Source organism: Falsigemmobacter faecalis (assembly GCF_003863335.1).
In the GTDB taxonomy this organism is placed as follows: Bacteria; Pseudomonadota; Alphaproteobacteria; order Rhodobacterales; family Rhodobacteraceae; genus Wagnerdoeblera; species Wagnerdoeblera faecalis.
Genome location: NZ_RRAZ01000013.1, coordinates 49,758 through 67,246, shown reverse-complemented (window position 1 = coordinate 67,246; position 17,489 = coordinate 49,758). Strand labels below are relative to the sequence as shown.

Sequence of the window (17,489 nt, the reverse complement as noted above, 5' to 3'; positions counted from 1 at the left end):
GTGAAGTTCACTCGGTTGCACGAGCGAGTGAGAGATTGGGTTCTGGCGTTTCAACAGCGTTTTGCTGAGCAAAATGCTCCTGCATTATCGTGTTAAACTGCCTGAACGTCACGGGACGGCCGTCGATCCGGGTGAAGTATTCATCAGCATGAGGATCTGGCAGCATTGGGCTGCTCAGGTCTTTCAGACATTGATTACGCTGTGCCGATGCAGCTGCATTGAGGCGACGTGAGACCGAACGGACGAGATGGGTGAGTTTCATAGCGCGGCTCCAAAAAAAAGGGGGAGCCGCCCCTGTGGGGAAACTCCCCAAAGGGTGTGCTGACAGGTCAGCGGGTGGATTGATCAGACTGGACCGATCAGAGGATCAGGCCGCCATGGTCATTGATGATTTCAACGAGAATGGCTGTCGGGACATAGTTGTAAGTGCCCTCTTCAGGCGGGATGCCTTCTTCATGCAGAAGATAAGGCATCAGGCGCGGCTCAGGCCTTGAGAGCAAACCGCATTCGACAGAGATGTAAGGCCCCTCAAGCGAGCGAGGCTCGCACCGATGGAAGTCGCTGGCTTGCGCCGAGAGACTGAAGCCGTCTGCACAGTATAGACGCGGGACCGTTTTCAGGCGGTCCCTTCTGTGCATCTCACTGCCTTTCAACAGCGCTTGGATGCTGTCTGTGGTTTGCAGTTCTGCGCCAAAGAGGCTCATAGCAGGGTCAAAGCGTCCCATATGAACCTCCCGTCAAAGGGTAAAGATGGTGAAAGCGATCGCAGCTGCGGAGCTGACCACGAGTGTCAGCAGGAACAGCTTCACGAGCTTTCCAGCCTGATAGGGGGCTGAACCTTTGACTGCTTCAACCAGATCCTTGGCGTGACTGAGTTCTTTTTTCAGATCCGCAATTTCTTGCTCGGCTGTTTCCAGTTCCTCAATCTTCTTCGCAAGGGCACGCTCAAGATCGGATTTCTCGATCTTGAAGCGCAGTTCGTCCTGCGCCCGATCCCGCGCAATGCGGTGCAGGCTGTCATTGAGTGCGTCGTAACGCGCAGACAGCATTGCGACCTCAGCAGGATCAGCAAGATTCACGGTTGCCGAAGTGCCCAGGCTCAGCTGTTCCGTGTCATCAGCTTGCGCTTCAACACGGATCGTCCGGCGAGAACGTTTCGGAGTAGCTTTAGGTTGTTCCATCTTTTCGATTACGCTTGTTTCGTCAGGGTTACTGCCATCGAACGCAGCGAAACGAGCGATGCCGGGCTTTTTCATGGTCATGGTGGATGCTCCAAAAAAAAGGGGTCCACCCCCAAACGGGATAGGAACCCCGTGTGGGATAGCGCGCAAGACGCGCTGGATTGAAAAATTCAGGCATAGTTAGACAGCCCGCATGGATTTGGTCCATGCCTCACGCGCTGGCGGCCGATGCGGCCGGACGGGCGTGGCTGAGGGGCCATATCCCTCAGACTGTGGTGCGGTTCGGGATCTCTCGCTCTCCCTCAAGGTCATTACAACCACCGCATAGGCTTCATAAGCCAGCCACCTGAATGATCCTAAGATCAGACGAGATGCACCCTTTCGGGCCGTTGCGCCGCAGGTATCTGCCTGCGATCAGTTTTGTCTTTGGCCTCTGCCCCAGACGACGATCTGGACTCTGCGAAGCAGAAAGTGGGGCAATTTTAGCCACACCAAAATTCTTCTGACAAGGGCCATTCTGATAGCGAGCTACTATCGCCTTCGATAATTGAGTAGATTTGGAAATCTTCCTTGGCTAGTATTTGATACATGTAACGGTTTTTTCCTTATCAAGCAGGGTAAACATGACGGAGCTTAGTACGGAAGTGTCAGCACCCGAGGCCACATCTGCTGAGGCCGTCGCACCTGACAAGCCATTGAAAAAACGTGTACGGCGCCGCCGTGCGAAGGCCGGGAGGCCTTCAGTTGATACTGCTCAGTCGAAAAGGCCGACAGCAAAGGAGAAGGAAAATCCTTCTGATAGCGCCCGAGCCAAGAGTGTTGAGCGGCGCGTTTCGATTTCCGATCTTCCGCCCGACAGGCAGGCCGAGATCGCGGGGCGACGCTTGGCCGGCGCGGCACAGCGGAAACACATCTATCGCCCTCAGATCCCAGAGATCATGCAGGATATTGAACTGCACACCCACGAAATCGGGCTTCTGTTCACGCGGGATTTTGCGGCTTGCAACGAGTACGCGGTGGCGATCGATTACGTGGCTCGCGAACGCCTCACAGACCGAGCGGAATTCAATGCATACCTTCAGGAGTTCCAGGATGCGCTGGATGAGCTTTCGGAGACTCTGACCAAGCTGCACGGTCATTACGAGCAGATTTCCAATGGTGGGATGGCTAAATCCCGCAAGCCGCATGTCGTTGAGGTTGGCATTCAATCAAACCGGTCGATGCAGCTTTTGGAACTGTTTAAGTCCGCCGACGACATCCTGAGGATGGTCCAGTTTTTGACGATCTATGGCGATCTTAAGCTTGAAGAAGCCAATAAATCGGCTCAGACCGCCCAGAATGCACTTGCTCGCTGCGTCAAGGCGTTGCGCAATGTGAAGCTCCGCTGCTTCCGCCGTATTGTCGAGACTGAAAAGCTTCGACTGCCTGTGAAGAGCGACACCACCATCGAAGAATTGACAAATGCGCGGCGGGTTGCTGCGGTTAAGACGGGCGCTGAGGTGAAGGCCACTTCTCGCAAACGTCGGGCCCAGAAGCCTGCACCGATCATCGATCCGGCCGCACCCGCGACCGAGCCATTGCTGCCACCTACACAAGCCATTGCTGCAGCAGAATAAGTTCTACAGCTATCGTGCCCTCAGTGCATGAGTGCCCAGATTTACAGGATGATATGGTCTAAATTACTGTTTTGAAACATGAATATCTTGGAAACTACGTTGTCACCCTAGCAGCGTTCAAGGCCGTGCCGCTTGAAGATGATGCTATGGGCGCCTCCAACGGTTTCGTCTTCAAACTGGAATGACAGCTAGCTGGGATAACAGCTGGCAGCAGGCTCGGATCTGGAACGTCACGAGCCATAGCAGGTTTTCACTCCCGCAATATCCAGCCTGAACGCGTCCGCCAATCTGTCGGAAAGCCCATCGCTGCCGTGTCTACCTGCGGGCAACTATCGACTAGCGTCACAATCCGTCTGCGCCAACCACTGTCAGGAGCAACTACACCTAGCAGGTAATCCAGCATCATAAGGGTGTTGTGCAGCATCCGCTCATGAGCTCCTCGCATTGCTACCGGCAATTGAGCTGGAAACTTCGGCACCGCCATTGTTACTGTGAACCGCTTGTTCCATAACCGCCCATGGTGGGCACAAATATTACGCACATAGCTCATATGGTGCGCGAACGAGACCAGCGCCTTTTCATCCAGCCCAAAGGGTTTGGCTATAGCTTGGCGGTCTGAACGTAGCTTGAGGTTGCCCAGCCACTTCGACAACTGCCCGAATGATATCACCTCGGCCGCCATCCAGACAGGGGGGAGAACAGGATCTGTATATTTGGTGCGGTAGTGCTCGGCGAACGTATCCTTGGACCACTTGAAATCATCAGACAAGGTCGTTACCGCACGCGCGTGTCTGTCGCGGCTGTCGTAAATCCCTTGGTCAAGATAGCCATGCGAGCCGTATGTCATTGCCATATGATGAGCCCATCCTGCGCGCAGGGCGACCTCCACCCGTTCGATAGCATCCATAACTAGTAGGCGTAGCTGCCGGTCGAAAACGTAGAGGGCAAGAACATCCTCGAACCGTGTGCCCGGCCGGAAAGCATGGTCATCCGCGGCTGCAGGTGTCTCATATGTCAGCCAGTAGGCACGTAGACGGTAATATGAAATGTGCTGTAAGTAGTGCCGCGCAGCGGATTCATCATCGATAACCATGCCGCGACGCCGCAGCAATACTATTTGATCGCTGATGGATGTAGCGGGTTTTGTGAACTTCATTGGGCCACCATGCCGGGGATTACTGCACAAATGCAGGCCCAGAAACAAGTAACCCGCCAGGGTGCGCAGTGCAAAGCCGAAGCTCTGTCCGAGGCGTGGCGGGTCTTGTTGGTTTTATAGTTAGTCGTAGGTTGTAATCAAATCAATACTGAACCGTACACAGACATTAAAAACTTCACACTGTCACCTCGGGCGGCAGAGCGTTGATTTTGGCCTAGCAGGGCGGCTGAACGTAGCGCAAAAAGTGTTTGTAGTGAGGTATATACAACCCAAGAGCTCCACTTGCGATAGTAGTCATCGGAGTAGGCCGTGTCCGCACAGGCGAAATGCACGAACGGGGAGAATGCCGTTTAGGGCGGAGAGCAGCCTAGCAGCACTGCGGCAAAGCAGTCGAGAAGAAACCGAGAAAGCGGTCATTCGTGCCGCGCGCAATGAGGTAACCGTATCCTGGCCAGTCGCTTGCTTTATCACAGCGCTTCGCGGCGAGCCAATGATCAGTAATACCCATGAGGTGGCCCTCGATTCTTCGACGCTTTGCACTAGCGTTGCCAGGAGTCCGCGCCACGGACAGGCGTTCAGTCGGCGAGCCATTGCCCATAGGCGTCGACGTCGATCATCGGCACCGTCCCACTGAACTGCAGGGTGGAGATGAGCTTAAAAAGGAAGGCTGTGGCGGCCTTAGTCTCACTTTCGAAGACGTAATCGGATGATGGCTTATCGTAGAAAAAATGACCATGGGACGCCACGCATCCGATGTCTAGGCGGCCATCGGAAGAATCAGCGGCCAAGGCATTCCGGAAGGAATCACCGAATGCGGGTGTCCACTCGCTCTCGAAGGTCAGCAATCCTCCCAGAATCTCAAGCGGCGGCTTGGCAGGGTAGGTGCCACCGGCGTGCGGGATGGGCAGGCTGGTGTGATGCAGGCGGCGTACGCTGGCCACCTTTTCTTGGGCATACTGGACCATGGCTTTGTCTGCCGACTGCTTAGCCTCGAACACCGCATAGACGCTCTCGGCTGGTACGATCATCTCTCCCTCGTACTTGAAGATGAACGGAGAGTACTGTCGGTCGAACACAACTACATCCATCTGCTGGCTAAATTGTCCGCGGCTGTCGACGACGAACGCTTTGTTGGCTCGGTACCGTTCGGGCAAATAGGTCTGCAGCAGGCTGATCCAAACGCCTTCACTTGCATCGCCTTTGGAACCGGGGTGTTGAATGGTCTCGCGGACGATTTTGAGGCGGGTCTGAATGTCGTTGTGAAGGCTGGAAAGCAGCTGAGGCAAAGACCAGTCGGCCATGGAATTTCCTTATGAAAGGGGGAATTTGGGGCCGAACAATTCACGCCAAGCGCGCAGCGCCTCGCCATTCCGGCCCTGGCGGGAGTGATTAATGGCAAGGGTGGCTTCGCGCGCTGCGGCACGTAGCAGAGTCTGTGCGCGTTGCTTGCGGGCCAGGTCCATACTATCGCTGATCGCTGGGCCAAGGCCTGCTGGGTCAGGCCATTTGTCGAATATGCGATCGGCAAGTGTAGAGAAGAAACCTTGCATCTCCCGGTCGAACTGACCGCCCCAAGGACCGTGCAGGCATTCCATAGCCATCACCTCAATCAGGAAGGACGGCTTCACTGGCTTCTCGCCATGCTTGGGATTGTTGTTCCAATACTTGACCATACGGACCAAACCCTTCCACTCGTTTGAATAGGCCTGATGCGCCTGAACTGCCTTGTCAGCGTGGATCTTCGGATTGGTGCCGATCCATTTGCCAAGACCATTGTCGGGGATCTGAAAATCGGATCCCTTCTCGAACGCAGGGACGACATCGACGCTGATCACACGATAGTCGGTATTGTCGTCGGCATCCGCCTTAACCCCGAAATCTACGTTTATGGACCGGTTTTGCTTGCGCGCCTTATCGCCGTATTTCTCAACAAGGGCATCGTGGAAGTCAGTCAGGATGGCTGAAGGAGCCTTCGATAGGTAATCATCCTCTGACGCTTTCATAACGAAGAAGATATCGACGTCCTTGAGGGGCTTTGTCTTGGTCCAACGTGCATAGGAACCGGTAAGGAAACTGCGGTCGATCTTGAACTTGGTGTCGAGATAGTTCCTAACTTCTTGCTGGCGGTTCGACGCGTTAGTCGTCTCCTTCTCGTTAAGCTCTAGACGGCTCTTAAACTTGCGGAAGGCCTCTTCAATGCTCAGCATTATGATCTCCGATAATAGGACGTGGATGCGCCGAGGCCATTGTGCTCGACCGTTGTGCCGAGGCTTTGGCGAACCATACCGTCAGTGCTGCGCAGGGTGGCTGGTGCCCAACCTGCCACCTCGCCAAAACCTGCCGCGCGGGTGACGATGAAGCGATAGCGCAAACGACTCTGGTGGATGCCCGACTTTTTGATCGCGTAGCGTAGTTGGTCAGTATCGGTCCAAAAGCTGCCGTCTCCGTTCGCGCTCCAGCCGTAGGCCACCTCGATGTCCCAACGTACGATCAGTGCGTCGGTGACCGGATCGAACACCTCCAGGACTACCTTCTCGAGATGACCGGACTGTAACCAGGTCCGCATTCCAGTCTTGTAAAACTCCCAATCGCCAACGAAGGTTGTGGGGTCGAGACCGCTCAACACTATAATGTCCTTGACGCTCTTTAGCATGTTGTCAGCCAGATAGGTTGCCGAGTGTGTATAGGTGTTGACGCTGACGGTGCTCATGATCCCAGAAATCCTTTCGGATCGAAGACTAGGGCTGCATTGCTGTTCTTAGAGGTTTCTACCACCTTCTCGCTGATGCTGCGGGCCGTAATACGATCGCCATGCGTTTTGAGAGCGGCTTGGACCCAAAGCAGATCCGAGTCCTGGCATGGCAGAGACACCGACCAGTCGCCCTTGAGAGGATCGTATCCGAGCGAGGTCTCATTCTCGTCGGTGCCATCAATGGCATCGTCGTCGTAAGTGCAGTAGACCCGCGTGCGCGGGCCATCGCAGGCTGCCACGATAGGTACACCCTTGGGTGCTTGGTCGGCGATGATACTGGCGGCGATGCCTTTGACTGCAAGTAGGAGGTCCTTGGCCTCCGTTCGCTCGCCTCGAGTGAGGAGGTCGACAATTGCGAGCCATGTATCCATAGAGTCTCGATGCGGCGTGCTGCGGAAGGTGCGGCTTGCTACTGTATTCATGCGCGCCCTCCAGCCGTTAAGCGGTTCTGCTTTGCAGCCTTGGCGGCGCTGATCAGATCGGTGAATGTCAACTGTTCCGGATTCATCGCGGTCGTCAAGCTACTGGCCAACGCGTTGGCAACCATCTTCCGGATGGCGCGACCATCGAGACCGATACATTCAGAGGCAACGTGGTCGAGTCCGTCTGAAGCGGCCAATCGCGCGATTGGACCGAACGTCTTACCGAGACCCGCAAGGCAGTCGCGAAGGATGAGGCTGCAGGCGTTTTTGTCCGGCAAGGGTATTGTCATGATCAGATCGCAGCGAGATGTGAACGCCGCATCCACCGCCTCAGGGAAATTGCTGGTGGCGATGAAGAGGAGATTGGGATGCGCCTCGGCCATGGCATCAAGCTGGACCAGAACCGCATCGGTGGCACGGTGGATATCAATTGGATTGGCTTCGAGGCTCATGCGTGAACGATCGGCCGCCAATGTCTCGACCTCGTCGAGCAGGACTATGGTCGGGCCATTCATTGCCGCCTCTGCGATCGTCTGAGAAAATAGCTCGGAAACGGCCTTCTGTGTTTTTCCCATGGCCGAACTGGTCAATGAATGCGGGTCTATTTCCAGAAGCCGAAACCCATCGCCTTTGAAGGACTGAGCGGTTCGGTTCGCGAGGCCACGAGCGAGTGATGTCTTGCCAGTGCCCGGGGGGCCTACGAGGAGGATGACTCCATGCAGCGGAATGACCGAGCGATCGATGACTGGACGGAGCGTAAAATTTAGCATCGCTTGAGACACGAGGCGATCCTTGACGGATGCGTCGATCAAGATGGAGTCCCACAAAGCCGCCAGCTTCTGATCGGGCAGCCTTCTGGCTCGCTGTATCCCCTTGGACGGTCCGAACTCGTCTTGCACTGCTTTTCCTATGCTCTCTGGTGATGCTTGGGTGCTGCGCCCGATGAGAACTGCAGTACCGGTGAGGTTGTCGAGCATCAGATTACGTTAACCCCTGTGCGTCAACATAAAGCGCATCAAATACAATATGTTTGCATTATAGGCACATTTATATGTGTTTAGACTTCGCTGTCGAAACAGAGCTGTTCCGAGACGATCACCGAAATGTTCGGTTCGATTTACACGTTGCCCGCAGCCGCTCAGCGAGAGCTGCATTGTCAATCTTCACGCTACATACGTGGCGCGTCAAACATGAGCGGCAGCTTTCGGGAATGCCGCGCCGCGGCGCCGGAAAATTTCGGCGGGCAGCTATGGGCCGAATGCGGTCATCATCATGTTTCTGGCGGCATAGCGCCAGATGGCAGATTTTCGCTCATTGCAACAATGGAGGCACTCTGTCGAAGGCGAGTGCCGAACGTGAGCGATATCGTGCAGTGAATTTTCAATGGTATGCGTCTGTGACGCTAAACTCTTGCCAAGCTACCCCTGTATTGCTTTAATTGACCCACTTTCTGCTTCGCAGAGTCCAGATCGTCGTCTGGGGCAGAGGCCAAAGACAAAACTGATCGCAGGCAGTTACTTGCGGCGCAATGGCCCGAAAGGGTGCATCTCGTCTGATCTGAAGATCATTCAGGTGGCTGGCTTATGAAGCCTATGCGGTGGTTGTAATGACCTTGAGGGAGAGCGAGAGATCCCGAACCGCACCACAGTCTGAGGGATATGGCCCTCAGCCACGCCCGTCCGGCCGCATCGGCCGCCAGCGCGTGATGCATGGACCAAATCCATGCGGGCTGTCTAACTGTGTCTGAAATCCTGAATCCGCAACCCATGGGGGCACGCCCTTGTGGGGCTTGGCCTCCACCTAACTGAAGGAGAGCCAGCATGGACGCTGGGATTATTGTCTATTCCAAGCCTGGATGCGTGCAATGCACTGCGACCACGCGGGCTTTGGAAGCGCGGAAGCTTTCGTATGACGTAGTGGATCTTACTCAAGATCCCGCTGCTATGGATCGCGTAACCCGGCTTGGTTATCGCCAGGCGCCTGTGGTTATCGCAGGTGAGAAGCATTGGGCTGGTTTCCGGCCCGATCTGATTGCCAACCTTCCCTGACAACTGACCGACAGCAGGTCTGATCCTGCTCAATCCCAAACGGGAGTCACAGCACTCCCAAGGGGTGCCGGACTCTCATTTTTTTTAGGAGAATGATATGTCTGAACTTCGCATCCCCTACCCGACCGAGCGCGCTGGCAAACGTGGCCTGGACCTTCAGAAATGGGGCGTCCTCATCAACACCACATTCCCAGCTGCCCAGACTGAAGACGCCATCATCAACGCTTGGGATCTTGCTCAAGTCCGCGGGCTGGATGTTTTCAGCGGGCACATCGCAATCGTGTCGCAGCGCCGGAAAGTCGATAATCACTGGATCAATCAGGAGAGCTGCTGGCTCACCCTGAAGGCCCAGATCTACACCGCGCACAAAACGGGTGCATTCGCCGGCATCGACCCCATCACTTTCGGGCCGATGGTTGAACGCACCTACTCTGGCTTCAAACGTCAGGATAATGGCCCAAATACTGAGCAAACCGTGTCTTTCACGGTCCCCGAGTATGTTACGGCCACCGTCTACCGCTTCGTAAATGGGCAACGTTGCGCGTTCTCGGACACCCTTTTCTTTGATGAGGCTGTCCCGATCGTCAATAAATTCCCCACCGGTCTGTGGGCTAAGGCCCCTACCCTCATGCTCTCAAAATGTGCAAAGGCAGCTGCCCTCCGCCTCGGCTTCGCGGAATGTGACTACTCCGCAGACGAAATGGACGGGCAGATTATGAACCCTGAAACTGTGTCCGACCTTACAGCGGAGCCTCAAAGGCTTTCTGCAGGGCCGTCTACTCAGGCTAATCCTACCGCGATCCCGGCTTCCGAGTTCAACGAGGTGCCGCAAGGGACTGATGACGTGGTGTCCAGTTTCAACAAGGTGCATAGCCGCGCACTGCGCTGGCTGGATCGATCCGTCGATGCGGCTGTCACGCTGGGAGCGTTTGATGAAGCGATAGATAACATTCGCTCAACCCTCGAACCTGAACTTCACGACATTTCGGTGTCGCTGGTGAATGGTCTCAAGGGCATTTTTGCGGATCCCAGAGGGCCTTCCCTTTGGGCATACCTTTGCGAGGCCCGCCGCCGCGGACCCGAAGCCTGTGATATGGCCTCTAAAGAGGTCAATAATCAGGCCGCCTCAGGCAAGCTTTCCAAAGCTGCTGCCGATGGCGCCAACACCGTGCTGAACTTTAACCGGGCTCTTCAACGCCTGAGCGCAAGTGCAGCTGCATGACTTCAACCCCTGAGGGGCTACCCCCTCATGGCGGTGGCCCCTTATTTTTTGGAGCCTCCACATGAAGTTCATCCGACTGACCCAATCGACGCCGGAATGGCTCGAATGGCGCAGAGGCGGGATTACGGCATCCGACGTATCCGCCCTCTTCGGTAAAAACCCCTATAAGACTGAATGGAAGCTCTGGGCTGAAAAGACCGGACTTCAGGCAGAAGACGACGTTATGGGTAATCCGTATGTTCGTCGCGGTAAGGACTTTGAGCACCTGCTGCGCGAGCACGTTGTCGAAGAGCGCCAGATCGGCATCTGCCCTGCCTGTGTCGAGCACGACACCCTTTCGTTCTTGCGCGCTTCCCTTGACGGCATCGACCGCCACAGGAAGCCATGGGAGTTCAAAATCCCGTCTCCCGGCAATTTTGAAGAGGTCCGTAAGCACAGGCTCAACTCTGAGCCCGCTCAACGGTATTTCTATCAAGTGCAGCAGCAGCTGCTTGTCACGGGATCACACGAAGGCTTTCTCGTTTTCGGCCGGTTGGAAGAAAGCGATGTAGGCATGCGTGTCGTTGAGACAATCCTTCTCATCGTCACCGCAGACGCCGCCGTCCAACAGGAAATCGTAGCCCGCTCGCAAGAGTTCCTACGGAAAGTCCGGGACGTGATAGAGCCTGCCAAAGATCCAGATCGCGATGTTTTCGCCCCGCAGACGCAAGAAGATGCGCACCGCTGGGCCACTGCATCGCAGGCGATCTTGCCCCTGCTCAGCCGCAAGGCCGAGCTGAAGGCAATGCTCGATGAGGTTGAAGCTGCCATCAAATCAGCAGCCGATCCCGTTATCGACGTTCTGGGTCAGAACAAATTTGGTGAATTCGCCGGGCTTCGCGCCACGCGGGTTGACCGCAAAGGCAGTGTCGATTGGGCCGAGCTTGTCAAAGCACATGGCCTAGACCCCACTGACGAAACAACCGTTGGTCCCTACCGCAAGGCAGGCACCAAAAGTCACCAGTTCACCGCGCTCTGACCAGACGCGCAAACAAACCCTGATGGGGAGAAAGCTTCCCATATCAGGGGCTTTCTCCCTTTTTTTATGGAGAAAGCTATGTCCCTGCACGCCAACAACCTGTCGTCGGCAATCAACTGGAACTTTCAAACCACTGACATCGGGCAGCTGTTCAAGCTCCCTTCGGCCATCGGTAAATCGGTCCCGGTCTTTGAAAACGACCTTCTCGTTCAGAAGATCACTCCGAACTACCACTTTGACGTAGACATGGTGAGGAGCATCCTCGCTTTCCTGTTTGCGGAGAACCATGGCGACGGCCTGATGTTCTATGGTCCGCATGGCTGCGGAAAAACCTCGCTCATCCGCGAAGTCCTCGGCCGTCTGCATTGGCCTACCCTCATGCTCTCGTGGAACGAGACTTCTGACACTGCTGATCTGATCGGCCGCGTCGGCATCTCCTTCGGCAACACTGAGTTTGAGTACGGTCCTTTGGCTTTGGCCGCCAAAAATGGCTATGCCCTTGTTATCAACGAAATCGACCGCGGCCGCGCAGGAAATCTGGTCGCGCTCAATGACATTCTCGATGGTGGCAAGCTACTCATCAAAGAAACGGGTGAGGTCATCACCCCTCATAAAAACTTCAGGCTTATCTGCACCGCAAACTCTGCGGGCAGCGGGGATCTGACCGGCGCCTATACCGGCTCCGTTCGGAAGCTCGATCCTGCCTTCCTCGATCGCTTTGCGATGTTGGAAGTGAGCTACATGGATCATCAGACCGAAACGGATCTGATGCTTCTCCAATTCCCTGATTTTCAGGCAGCATCTGCCGAGTTCGTCTCGCGCATGTGTGCCTTTGCTGCTGAAACGAGAGCCAAATGCCACGACGTGGCTGAAGCCCTCAATTCGCCCCTCTCAACGCGCGCTCTGACGCGGTTCTTCCGCTACGGCCTTTCTTTCGGCCTGCACCGGAAAATCGATCACGGGACGCCTTGCGAGGAAACGGTGATGAACGCCCTTAATCTGGCGTATCTCAGCCGGCTTTCGCCTGAAGAGCGCGAAGTCGCTACCAACATTCTCAAGCTGAACATCGGCTTCTAAGCCAGTTTCAACCCTGATGGGGAGACACGTACTCCCATCGGGGGCGGTCTCCCTTTTTTTGGAGAAAAAAGATGACTGTCCAAACGACTGTGCTCAAAGATGTAGCCATGGTTATGCTCGATTTTTCGGTGTGGTCCGGGTCCAAAAAGCTCGAACCAAGCGATTTCATCAATGTTGACGTGCAAGACCTGCCACCCTCTCGCGTTGCGAGCTATGGCATCAAGCACCTCATCGAGAAGGAACGTCTTCAACCGTTCAAAACGATCCGCAACCAGGCTGAGCGTGTCTGCAATCGCTATGGCACGCGCCTGCTTGGAGGCTATGCGATCCCATTGGATTGTGTGGAAGTGATCGGCGTTGAGCTCCAGGCCATCTGCGCCAAGTTCAACGATGAGGTTGATAACTTCATTCAAGCTTATGACGATGCAATTGCTGATTGGATCGTCAAAAACCCGGAATTTGCCGAACCTCTGCGCCGCGCCATGCTGCCCAGATCGAAGGTCAAATCCCGATTCAGTGCAAGCTTCTCGATCTTTGAAGTTTCGGCTTCTCCACGAGATAAAACGAACTCACTGGCATCTGTCGGAAGTGAACTTCTCGACAGTGTACTGTTGAGCATTGTGAACGGTGTGAAACCGCAACTCGCAAGCAAAACAGGCAATTCGGCCTCTGACTGGTTCAGGGTCGAAGTGCGCCAATCCATCGTAGAAGCTGCTCAGAAGCTGCGGCGTTTTTCCTTCTGTGATCGTTCGGGTGGCATGAAAGTGCTGGCTGACGACCTCGAAGCAAGCGTTGCGGGGTCTGGCAAGATCCATGGCGCAGAGTTTGAAAAGCTCTGGGCTATCATCAGCCGCTTCACTTCGCTCGATGCGATGAAGCAGTTTGTTGAGGAATGTGCGAACCGCGCACCGGCCACTTTGGCTATCGCTGGTTCAGCGCCATCGCCAGACACCATCAAAGACGATCTTGGTTTCCCCATGTCAGGGTTTGTTGCTGGAGAGGCACCTGCCTCGCCTGATGCACCCGTTTTTGCGGAAGATAAGGAAGAGGCCTTTGCTCATGAAGCTGAAGCAGTTGCTGCTTCGGATGAGGAAGCTCCGGCCAACGTCGTGTCTTTCCCAATGCCTGACCATGATCAGCCGGTGAAATTTGCCGATACCTTTGACTTCTGACACCTGAGACAGCCCCCTAACCGGGGCTGTTTCCCTTCCATCAACCCTGCGGGTTTCTCTTCCCGCTGGGGGGAGAAATCCTTTTTTTTGGAGTGCTCCCATGATGAACAAGGCTCAAATCGACTATGCAATGGTGTCTACCAAGCTCTCGGCGGTCCTCGGCCGCAAATGGGGAGTGAACGTCGTTTTTGGCGGCCATCCCTGCACTAACGGCACCACGATCACCCTGCCCCACTGGGACTTGACTGACCCACGGCTTCGGACTGCCCTCTATGGTCTGATCGCACATGAGGCCGGCGGTCATGTCCGTCAAACAGACTTCCAAGCCCTCGGCGCTAAGATCACAGCAATGCGCCGCTCACCCCTGATGGTCGAATGGAAGTCGATCGCGAATATTCTCGAAGACATTCGCATCGAAGCCAACTTGTTGCGCTCTTACCCCGGTGCGGCAGCTTATCTGAACGCAGCCGTGGAAGTGATGCTTGCAGATCCCGACGACAACCGGCCCTTGCCGGATGAAATCACCAACTATTGGGATCTCGTGCTGAACTGGTGCCTTTACATCTTCCGTGCTGAATGCCTCGGACAGGTGGCAATCTCTGGCGACGCAGATCTTTATGAAGCAGCCGTGCTCAACGTGCTGCCCCCAGAAGTTCTGGCAGATGCTCGTAAAATTGGTGTTGCAGTGTCCAAGCCTGGGCCCAGCAAGACTGATTACAGTACGGTGCAAATGTACGCCGACAAGCTTCTCGCGCTCTTTAACGACAATATGCCGTCAAAGCAGTCGCAGAAGTCTCCTGACCCGCAAGGTTCTCAAGGCCAGCAGGGCGGCTCCCAAGGCTCTCAGGGCCAGCAGGACGGCTCCCAAGGCTCTCAAGGCCAGCAGGGCGGCTCCCAAGGCTCTCAGGGCCAGCAGGACGGCTCCCAAGGCTCTCAAGGCCAGCAGGACGGCTCCCAAGGCTCTCAAGGCCAGCAGGGCGGCTCCCAAGGCTCTCAGGGCCAGCAGGACGGCTCCCAAGGCTCTCAAGGCCAGCAGGACGGCTCCCAAGGCTCTCAAGGCCAGCAGGGCGGCTCCCAAGGCTCTCAGGGCCAGCAGGACGGCTCCCAAGGCTCTCAAGGCCAGCAGGACGGCTCCCAAGGCTCTCAAGGCCAGCAGGGCGGCTCCCAAGGCTCTCAGGGCCAGCAGGACGGCTCCCAAGGCTCTCAAGGCCAGCAGGACGGCTCCCAAGGCTCTCAAGGCCAGCAGGGCGGCTCCCAAGGCTCTCAGGGCCAGCAGGACGGCTCCCAAGGCTCTCAAGGCCAGCAGGACGGCTCCCAAGGCTCTAAAGGCCAGCAGGACGGCTCCCAAGGCTCTCAAGGCCAGCAAGGTAGCGGCCAAACCGGTGGCAGTTCACAGCCTCTGGAAGAAACCGGTGCCACGCAGGAGATAGGGGACATTTTCAGGGCACTAGCTGATAAGGGTGCGAGCAAAGACAGCGCTGTCATAGCTCTGCCTCATATTGGCGCGACTGATAAGGCTCCTGCCAATCCAATGCTGCGGGATGCTGTGCTTCTCCATGCACGCAGAGCTAAAGCGATGACACAAAGCCTGGTCGCAGCACTGTCACCGATGCTCTGTGGCGACATGGAGTATTCTGCCAATTCAAAGTCAGGAAATCGGATCAACCAAAGCCGCATAACTCGGGCTATCACTGATCGAGATCCGGCTTTGTTCAGGAAAATCCACATCGAAGAAGATCAGTCTGTTGCTGTGCAGATCCTGATCGACACTTCGGGATCAACATCCGGGGCTGTTCTGGATGCTGAGATTGTATCCGCTTTGGGTATCGCCTCGGCTCTCGAACATTTTCAGGATGTTGAGACGGCCATAAGCCATTTTCCTGGGAGTGCCTGGGCAGGAAGAATGGTCCACGCTCCCTTCATTAAGGCTTTTGGGCAGCCGGTTACTTCCTGCTATGCAAAGTGGCCGACTGCTACGGGCGGTACACCCCTTGCAGATGCGTATGTATCTGCATGGTTCAACTTCCTACACTCAGAAAAACAAAGGAAAATCCTTATCGTTCTGACTGACGGAATGCCTGATAACGCCCAGGCTGCCGCTAAAGAAAAAGCCAAACTCACAAGGCTTGGCGTCGAAGTCTACGGTGTCATCATTTCAAAACAGCCCTATCCGGCTGGAATGTTTGATGACTCTGAACAGATTTCGTCACCTAATGCCCTGCCCCGCAGCCTCTCGGCATTGGTGCGCAGAAACCTCTGAACTCAAAGAGCCCCAAGTGGGCTCTTTTTTTTTTGTCGTTTTTACGGCTTCACAGTTAAATTTTCCTCGGCTATTTCTCTATTGTTCCCCTCTCAATAACAGTGATGCCTCATGAAAGCTCTCTCCCTTACCGCGATCATCTTGGCATCTTCAGCCGGCTTCGCGTCAGCTGAAGGATTCTGGAAGGTTCCGGGGGGATTAGACGCCTCTGTCCAGGCAGCGGCGGCCCTTTACGCTGCAGAGCCGAACTTTAACCCGCATAAACCCGTCTCGCTGAGTGGCCGCGCTCCAGAGCTTGCCGCTCTTTATGATGGCATGGACGAAAGGCTTGCGCCTATGCGGATTTACACGTTTTCCGAAAAGCCTGAAGAAGCTCACGATATAACCAAGATCCCCACCACTTTTCTTCCGGGTTCACCAGAAGACATGATCGTCAGCCTTATCCGCCGATTTGAGGCAGGACGCGCCGGATATGACTCTGTTTGGAACGGGAATAAGCACCCGCTGCCCAAAAAGCCTACTGAGATGACGGTGTGTGAAGTCCGCGACTGGCAGCTGGCTGCCCGCCGTATCCAGAAATCAACTGCTATCGGTATGTATCAGATCGTCGGGGGCACATACCGACGGGTAACGGAGCAGATGAACCTTCCATGTGACACTCTCTTTGATGCCAAAACACAGGACAGGATCGGCCTTGCCCTTCTCTACGGCCGCGGATGGGCCGAGTTTAAGGCTGGCACGATGAAGCTCGAAGACTTTGCGTATGAGCTGGCAGGCGAATGGGCCGCCTTCCCTGCCCCGTATGGGGAGCATAAAGGCTTCAGCCGGCACAGAGGTATCGCGGGAAACCGACACCTTATCGAACTGCCAGAGTATTTGGCCTACCTTTCCGAAATCAGAGACCTGATTAAGTCCGGTGATGCGGTATCGTCGGAAGAGCAGCTGGATCTGGTTGACCCGGAGGCGGATAACCTTGAACAGATCCCGCTTGCCTCCATGAGCGGTGATATGCCCCCTGCCCCATCTGAGGCTGGATCAATGCCAGCAGCTTATGAGGTGGTCGATCTCAGCCAAGGCACAACTAGTCAGATTGTAGGCCCTGACGAAATGAAAACGGCCGCCCTAAAGGACGGCCGAGAGCGTCAGATCCTGCATTTCAGCCAGTAGAACCGGGCTCCTGTTCACTTCTGCTTATCGATCCACTGCTTCACGATAGCCCGCAGTAGCCTGCTGGAGGTCGTATTGCTGCTGTCGGCAGTATCTTGGATGACTTTCCACTCATCTTCACTCAAACGCAGCGAGCAAACGCGAAGGCGCTCTTGCTGGTTATGGGCTCCTGCACGCTTTGAAGCGGGTTTCTTCTTATCGAGCGCAGGCTCATCCCGCGTGGGTGCTTCTTCCCTCACCTGACCTTTTGGGGAGAGCACTGTAGCAACAAGAGCATCGCTCTGGTGCTCCTCGACGCGCTTGGCGAGTTCCGAAAGGTCTGTGGTAGCCTTTTGTGCAGTACCCAGGGAAGCACGGAAATCAACCATACCGGTCGGCTTCAACATTTTGCTCATGAC

Annotated in this window: 18 protein-coding genes; 8 read left to right on the top strand and 10 right to left on the bottom strand. The window is 55.5% G+C overall.

Going from position 1 to position 17,489, the window contains the following annotated elements; genetic code table 11:
- Nucleotides 1–7: 7 nt before the first annotated feature.
- From EG244_RS10350 to EG244_RS10340, 3 genes are all read right to left on the bottom strand, one after another.
- On the bottom strand, nt 8–262 hold the full coding sequence (locus EG244_RS10350; protein ID WP_124964930.1) for a hypothetical protein: 255 nt from the start codon (nt 260–262) through the stop codon (nt 8–10).
- A gap of 97 nt (nt 263–359) precedes the next feature.
- Nucleotides 360–725, bottom strand: a complete 366-nt coding sequence (locus EG244_RS10345) for a hypothetical protein (RefSeq protein ID WP_124964929.1) — start codon at nt 723–725, stop codon at nt 360–362.
- 12 nt (nt 726–737) lie between these two features.
- Nucleotides 738–1,262, bottom strand: a complete 525-nt coding sequence (locus EG244_RS10340) for a hypothetical protein (RefSeq protein ID WP_124964928.1) — start codon at nt 1,260–1,262, stop codon at nt 738–740.
- Between the two features lie 542 nt (nt 1,263–1,804).
- Here EG244_RS10340 and EG244_RS10335 point away from each other — a divergent pair.
- Nucleotides 1,805–2,797 carry a hypothetical protein gene (locus tag EG244_RS10335; RefSeq protein ID WP_124964927.1) on the top strand — a complete coding sequence of 331 codons (993 nt, stop codon included), beginning with the start codon at nt 1,805–1,807 and terminating at the stop codon, nt 2,795–2,797.
- 250 nt (nt 2,798–3,047) lie between these two features.
- Here the strand turns inward: EG244_RS10335 and EG244_RS10330 are convergent, their stop codons facing one another.
- From EG244_RS10330 to EG244_RS10305, 6 genes are all read right to left on the bottom strand, one after another.
- A complete protein-coding gene (locus EG244_RS10330; RefSeq protein WP_124964926.1) occupies nt 3,048–3,953 on the bottom strand; it encodes an Abi family protein in 906 nt (301 codons plus the stop codon).
- A 575-nt stretch (nt 3,954–4,528) separates the two neighbouring features.
- Nucleotides 4,529–5,254 (bottom strand): DUF6602 domain-containing protein, encoded by a 726-nt coding sequence (locus EG244_RS10325; RefSeq protein WP_124964925.1) that lies wholly within the window; start codon nt 5,252–5,254, stop codon nt 4,529–4,531.
- 9 nt (nt 5,255–5,263) lie between these two features.
- The gene (locus EG244_RS10320) at nt 5,264–6,160 is read right to left on the bottom strand and encodes a CBASS oligonucleotide cyclase (protein ID WP_124964924.1); all 897 of its coding nucleotides are present in this window, start codon (nt 6,158–6,160) and stop codon (nt 5,264–5,266) included.
- Nucleotides 6,160–6,663, bottom strand: a complete 504-nt coding sequence (locus EG244_RS10315) for an HORMA domain containing protein (RefSeq protein WP_124964923.1) — start codon at nt 6,661–6,663, stop codon at nt 6,160–6,162. The genes EG244_RS10320 and EG244_RS10315 overlap by 1 nt, the downstream gene beginning before the upstream one ends.
- Nucleotides 6,660–7,127 (bottom strand): hypothetical protein, encoded by a 468-nt coding sequence (locus tag EG244_RS10310; protein ID WP_124964922.1) that lies wholly within the window; start codon nt 7,125–7,127, stop codon nt 6,660–6,662. The genes EG244_RS10315 and EG244_RS10310 overlap by 4 nt, the downstream gene beginning before the upstream one ends.
- Entirely contained in the window at nt 7,124–8,104 is a 981-nt protein-coding gene (locus EG244_RS10305) for an AAA family ATPase (protein ID WP_124964921.1), read from the bottom strand. Before EG244_RS10305 ends, EG244_RS10310 begins: the two co-directional genes overlap by 4 nt.
- 843 nt (nt 8,105–8,947) lie before the next feature.
- Between EG244_RS10305 and nrdH the strand changes: the two genes are divergently transcribed.
- From nrdH to EG244_RS10270, 7 genes are all read left to right on the top strand, one after another.
- Complete coding sequence (gene nrdH / locus EG244_RS10300; RefSeq protein WP_124964920.1) at nt 8,948–9,175, top strand: glutaredoxin-like protein NrdH; 228 nt, start codon at nt 8,948–8,950, stop codon at nt 9,173–9,175.
- 97 nt (nt 9,176–9,272) lie between these two features.
- Nucleotides 9,273–10,397, top strand: coding sequence for a recombinase RecT (locus tag EG244_RS10295; RefSeq protein ID WP_124964919.1), 1,125 nt, complete (start codon nt 9,273–9,275; stop codon nt 10,395–10,397).
- Nucleotides 10,398–10,458: 61 nt separating this feature from the next.
- A complete protein-coding gene (locus EG244_RS10290) occupies nt 10,459–11,415 on the top strand; it encodes a lambda-exonuclease family protein (protein WP_124964918.1) in 957 nt (318 codons plus the stop codon).
- A 78-nt stretch (nt 11,416–11,493) separates the two neighbouring features.
- Nucleotides 11,494–12,492, top strand: a complete 999-nt coding sequence (locus tag EG244_RS10285) for an AAA family ATPase (RefSeq protein WP_128490912.1) — start codon at nt 11,494–11,496, stop codon at nt 12,490–12,492.
- Between the two features lie 71 nt (nt 12,493–12,563).
- Complete coding sequence (locus EG244_RS10280) at nt 12,564–13,664, top strand: DUF3150 domain-containing protein (protein WP_124964916.1); 1,101 nt, start codon at nt 12,564–12,566, stop codon at nt 13,662–13,664.
- Nucleotides 13,665–13,764: 100 nt separating this feature from the next.
- Complete coding sequence (locus EG244_RS10275) at nt 13,765–15,924, top strand: vWA domain-containing protein (RefSeq protein ID WP_124964915.1); 2,160 nt, start codon at nt 13,765–13,767, stop codon at nt 15,922–15,924.
- 111 nt (nt 15,925–16,035) lie between these two features.
- Entirely contained in the window at nt 16,036–17,091 is a 1,056-nt protein-coding gene (locus EG244_RS10270; RefSeq protein ID WP_124964914.1) for a lysozyme family protein, read from the top strand.
- A gap of 14 nt (nt 17,092–17,105) precedes the next feature.
- On the opposite strand, the gene EG244_RS10265 is transcribed toward EG244_RS10270, so the two are convergent.
- Complete coding sequence (locus EG244_RS10265; RefSeq protein ID WP_124964913.1) at nt 17,106–17,486, bottom strand: hypothetical protein; 381 nt, start codon at nt 17,484–17,486, stop codon at nt 17,106–17,108.
- Between the last annotated feature and the right edge of the window lie 3 nt (nt 17,487–17,489).

What these genes read in the sequence shown, in the direction of transcription:
- EG244_RS10350 (WP_124964930.1), bottom strand. Translation starts at nt 262, where the DNA reads ATGAAACTCACCCATCTCGTCCGTTCGGTCTCACGTCGCCTCAATGCA.
- EG244_RS10345 (WP_124964929.1), bottom strand. Translation starts at nt 725, where the DNA reads ATGGGACGCTTTGACCCTGCTATGAGCCTCTTTGGCGCAGAACTGCAA.
- EG244_RS10340 (WP_124964928.1), bottom strand. Translation starts at nt 1,262, where the DNA reads ATGACCATGAAAAAGCCCGGCATCGCTCGTTTCGCTGCGTTCGATGGC.
- EG244_RS10335 (WP_124964927.1), top strand. Translation starts at nt 1,805, where the DNA reads ATGACGGAGCTTAGTACGGAAGTGTCAGCACCCGAGGCCACATCTGCT.
- EG244_RS10330 (WP_124964926.1), bottom strand. Translation starts at nt 3,953, where the DNA reads ATGAAGTTCACAAAACCCGCTACATCCATCAGCGATCAAATAGTATTG.
- EG244_RS10325 (WP_124964925.1), bottom strand. Translation starts at nt 5,254, where the DNA reads ATGGCCGACTGGTCTTTGCCTCAGCTGCTTTCCAGCCTTCACAACGAC.
- EG244_RS10320 (WP_124964924.1), bottom strand. Translation starts at nt 6,160, where the DNA reads ATGCTGAGCATTGAAGAGGCCTTCCGCAAGTTTAAGAGCCGTCTAGAG.
- EG244_RS10315 (WP_124964923.1), bottom strand. Translation starts at nt 6,663, where the DNA reads ATGAGCACCGTCAGCGTCAACACCTATACACACTCGGCAACCTATCTG.
- EG244_RS10310 (WP_124964922.1), bottom strand. Translation starts at nt 7,127, where the DNA reads ATGAATACAGTAGCAAGCCGCACCTTCCGCAGCACGCCGCATCGAGAC.
- EG244_RS10305 (WP_124964921.1), bottom strand. Translation starts at nt 8,104, where the DNA reads ATGCTCGACAACCTCACCGGTACTGCAGTTCTCATCGGGCGCAGCACC.
- nrdH (WP_124964920.1), top strand. Translation starts at nt 8,948, where the DNA reads ATGGACGCTGGGATTATTGTCTATTCCAAGCCTGGATGCGTGCAATGC.
- EG244_RS10295 (WP_124964919.1), top strand. Translation starts at nt 9,273, where the DNA reads ATGTCTGAACTTCGCATCCCCTACCCGACCGAGCGCGCTGGCAAACGT.
- EG244_RS10290 (WP_124964918.1), top strand. Translation starts at nt 10,459, where the DNA reads ATGAAGTTCATCCGACTGACCCAATCGACGCCGGAATGGCTCGAATGG.
- EG244_RS10285 (WP_128490912.1), top strand. Translation starts at nt 11,494, where the DNA reads ATGTCCCTGCACGCCAACAACCTGTCGTCGGCAATCAACTGGAACTTT.
- EG244_RS10280 (WP_124964916.1), top strand. Translation starts at nt 12,564, where the DNA reads ATGACTGTCCAAACGACTGTGCTCAAAGATGTAGCCATGGTTATGCTC.
- EG244_RS10275 (WP_124964915.1), top strand. Translation starts at nt 13,765, where the DNA reads ATGATGAACAAGGCTCAAATCGACTATGCAATGGTGTCTACCAAGCTC.
- EG244_RS10270 (WP_124964914.1), top strand. Translation starts at nt 16,036, where the DNA reads ATGAAAGCTCTCTCCCTTACCGCGATCATCTTGGCATCTTCAGCCGGC.
- EG244_RS10265 (WP_124964913.1), bottom strand. Translation starts at nt 17,486, where the DNA reads ATGAGCAAAATGTTGAAGCCGACCGGTATGGTTGATTTCCGTGCTTCC.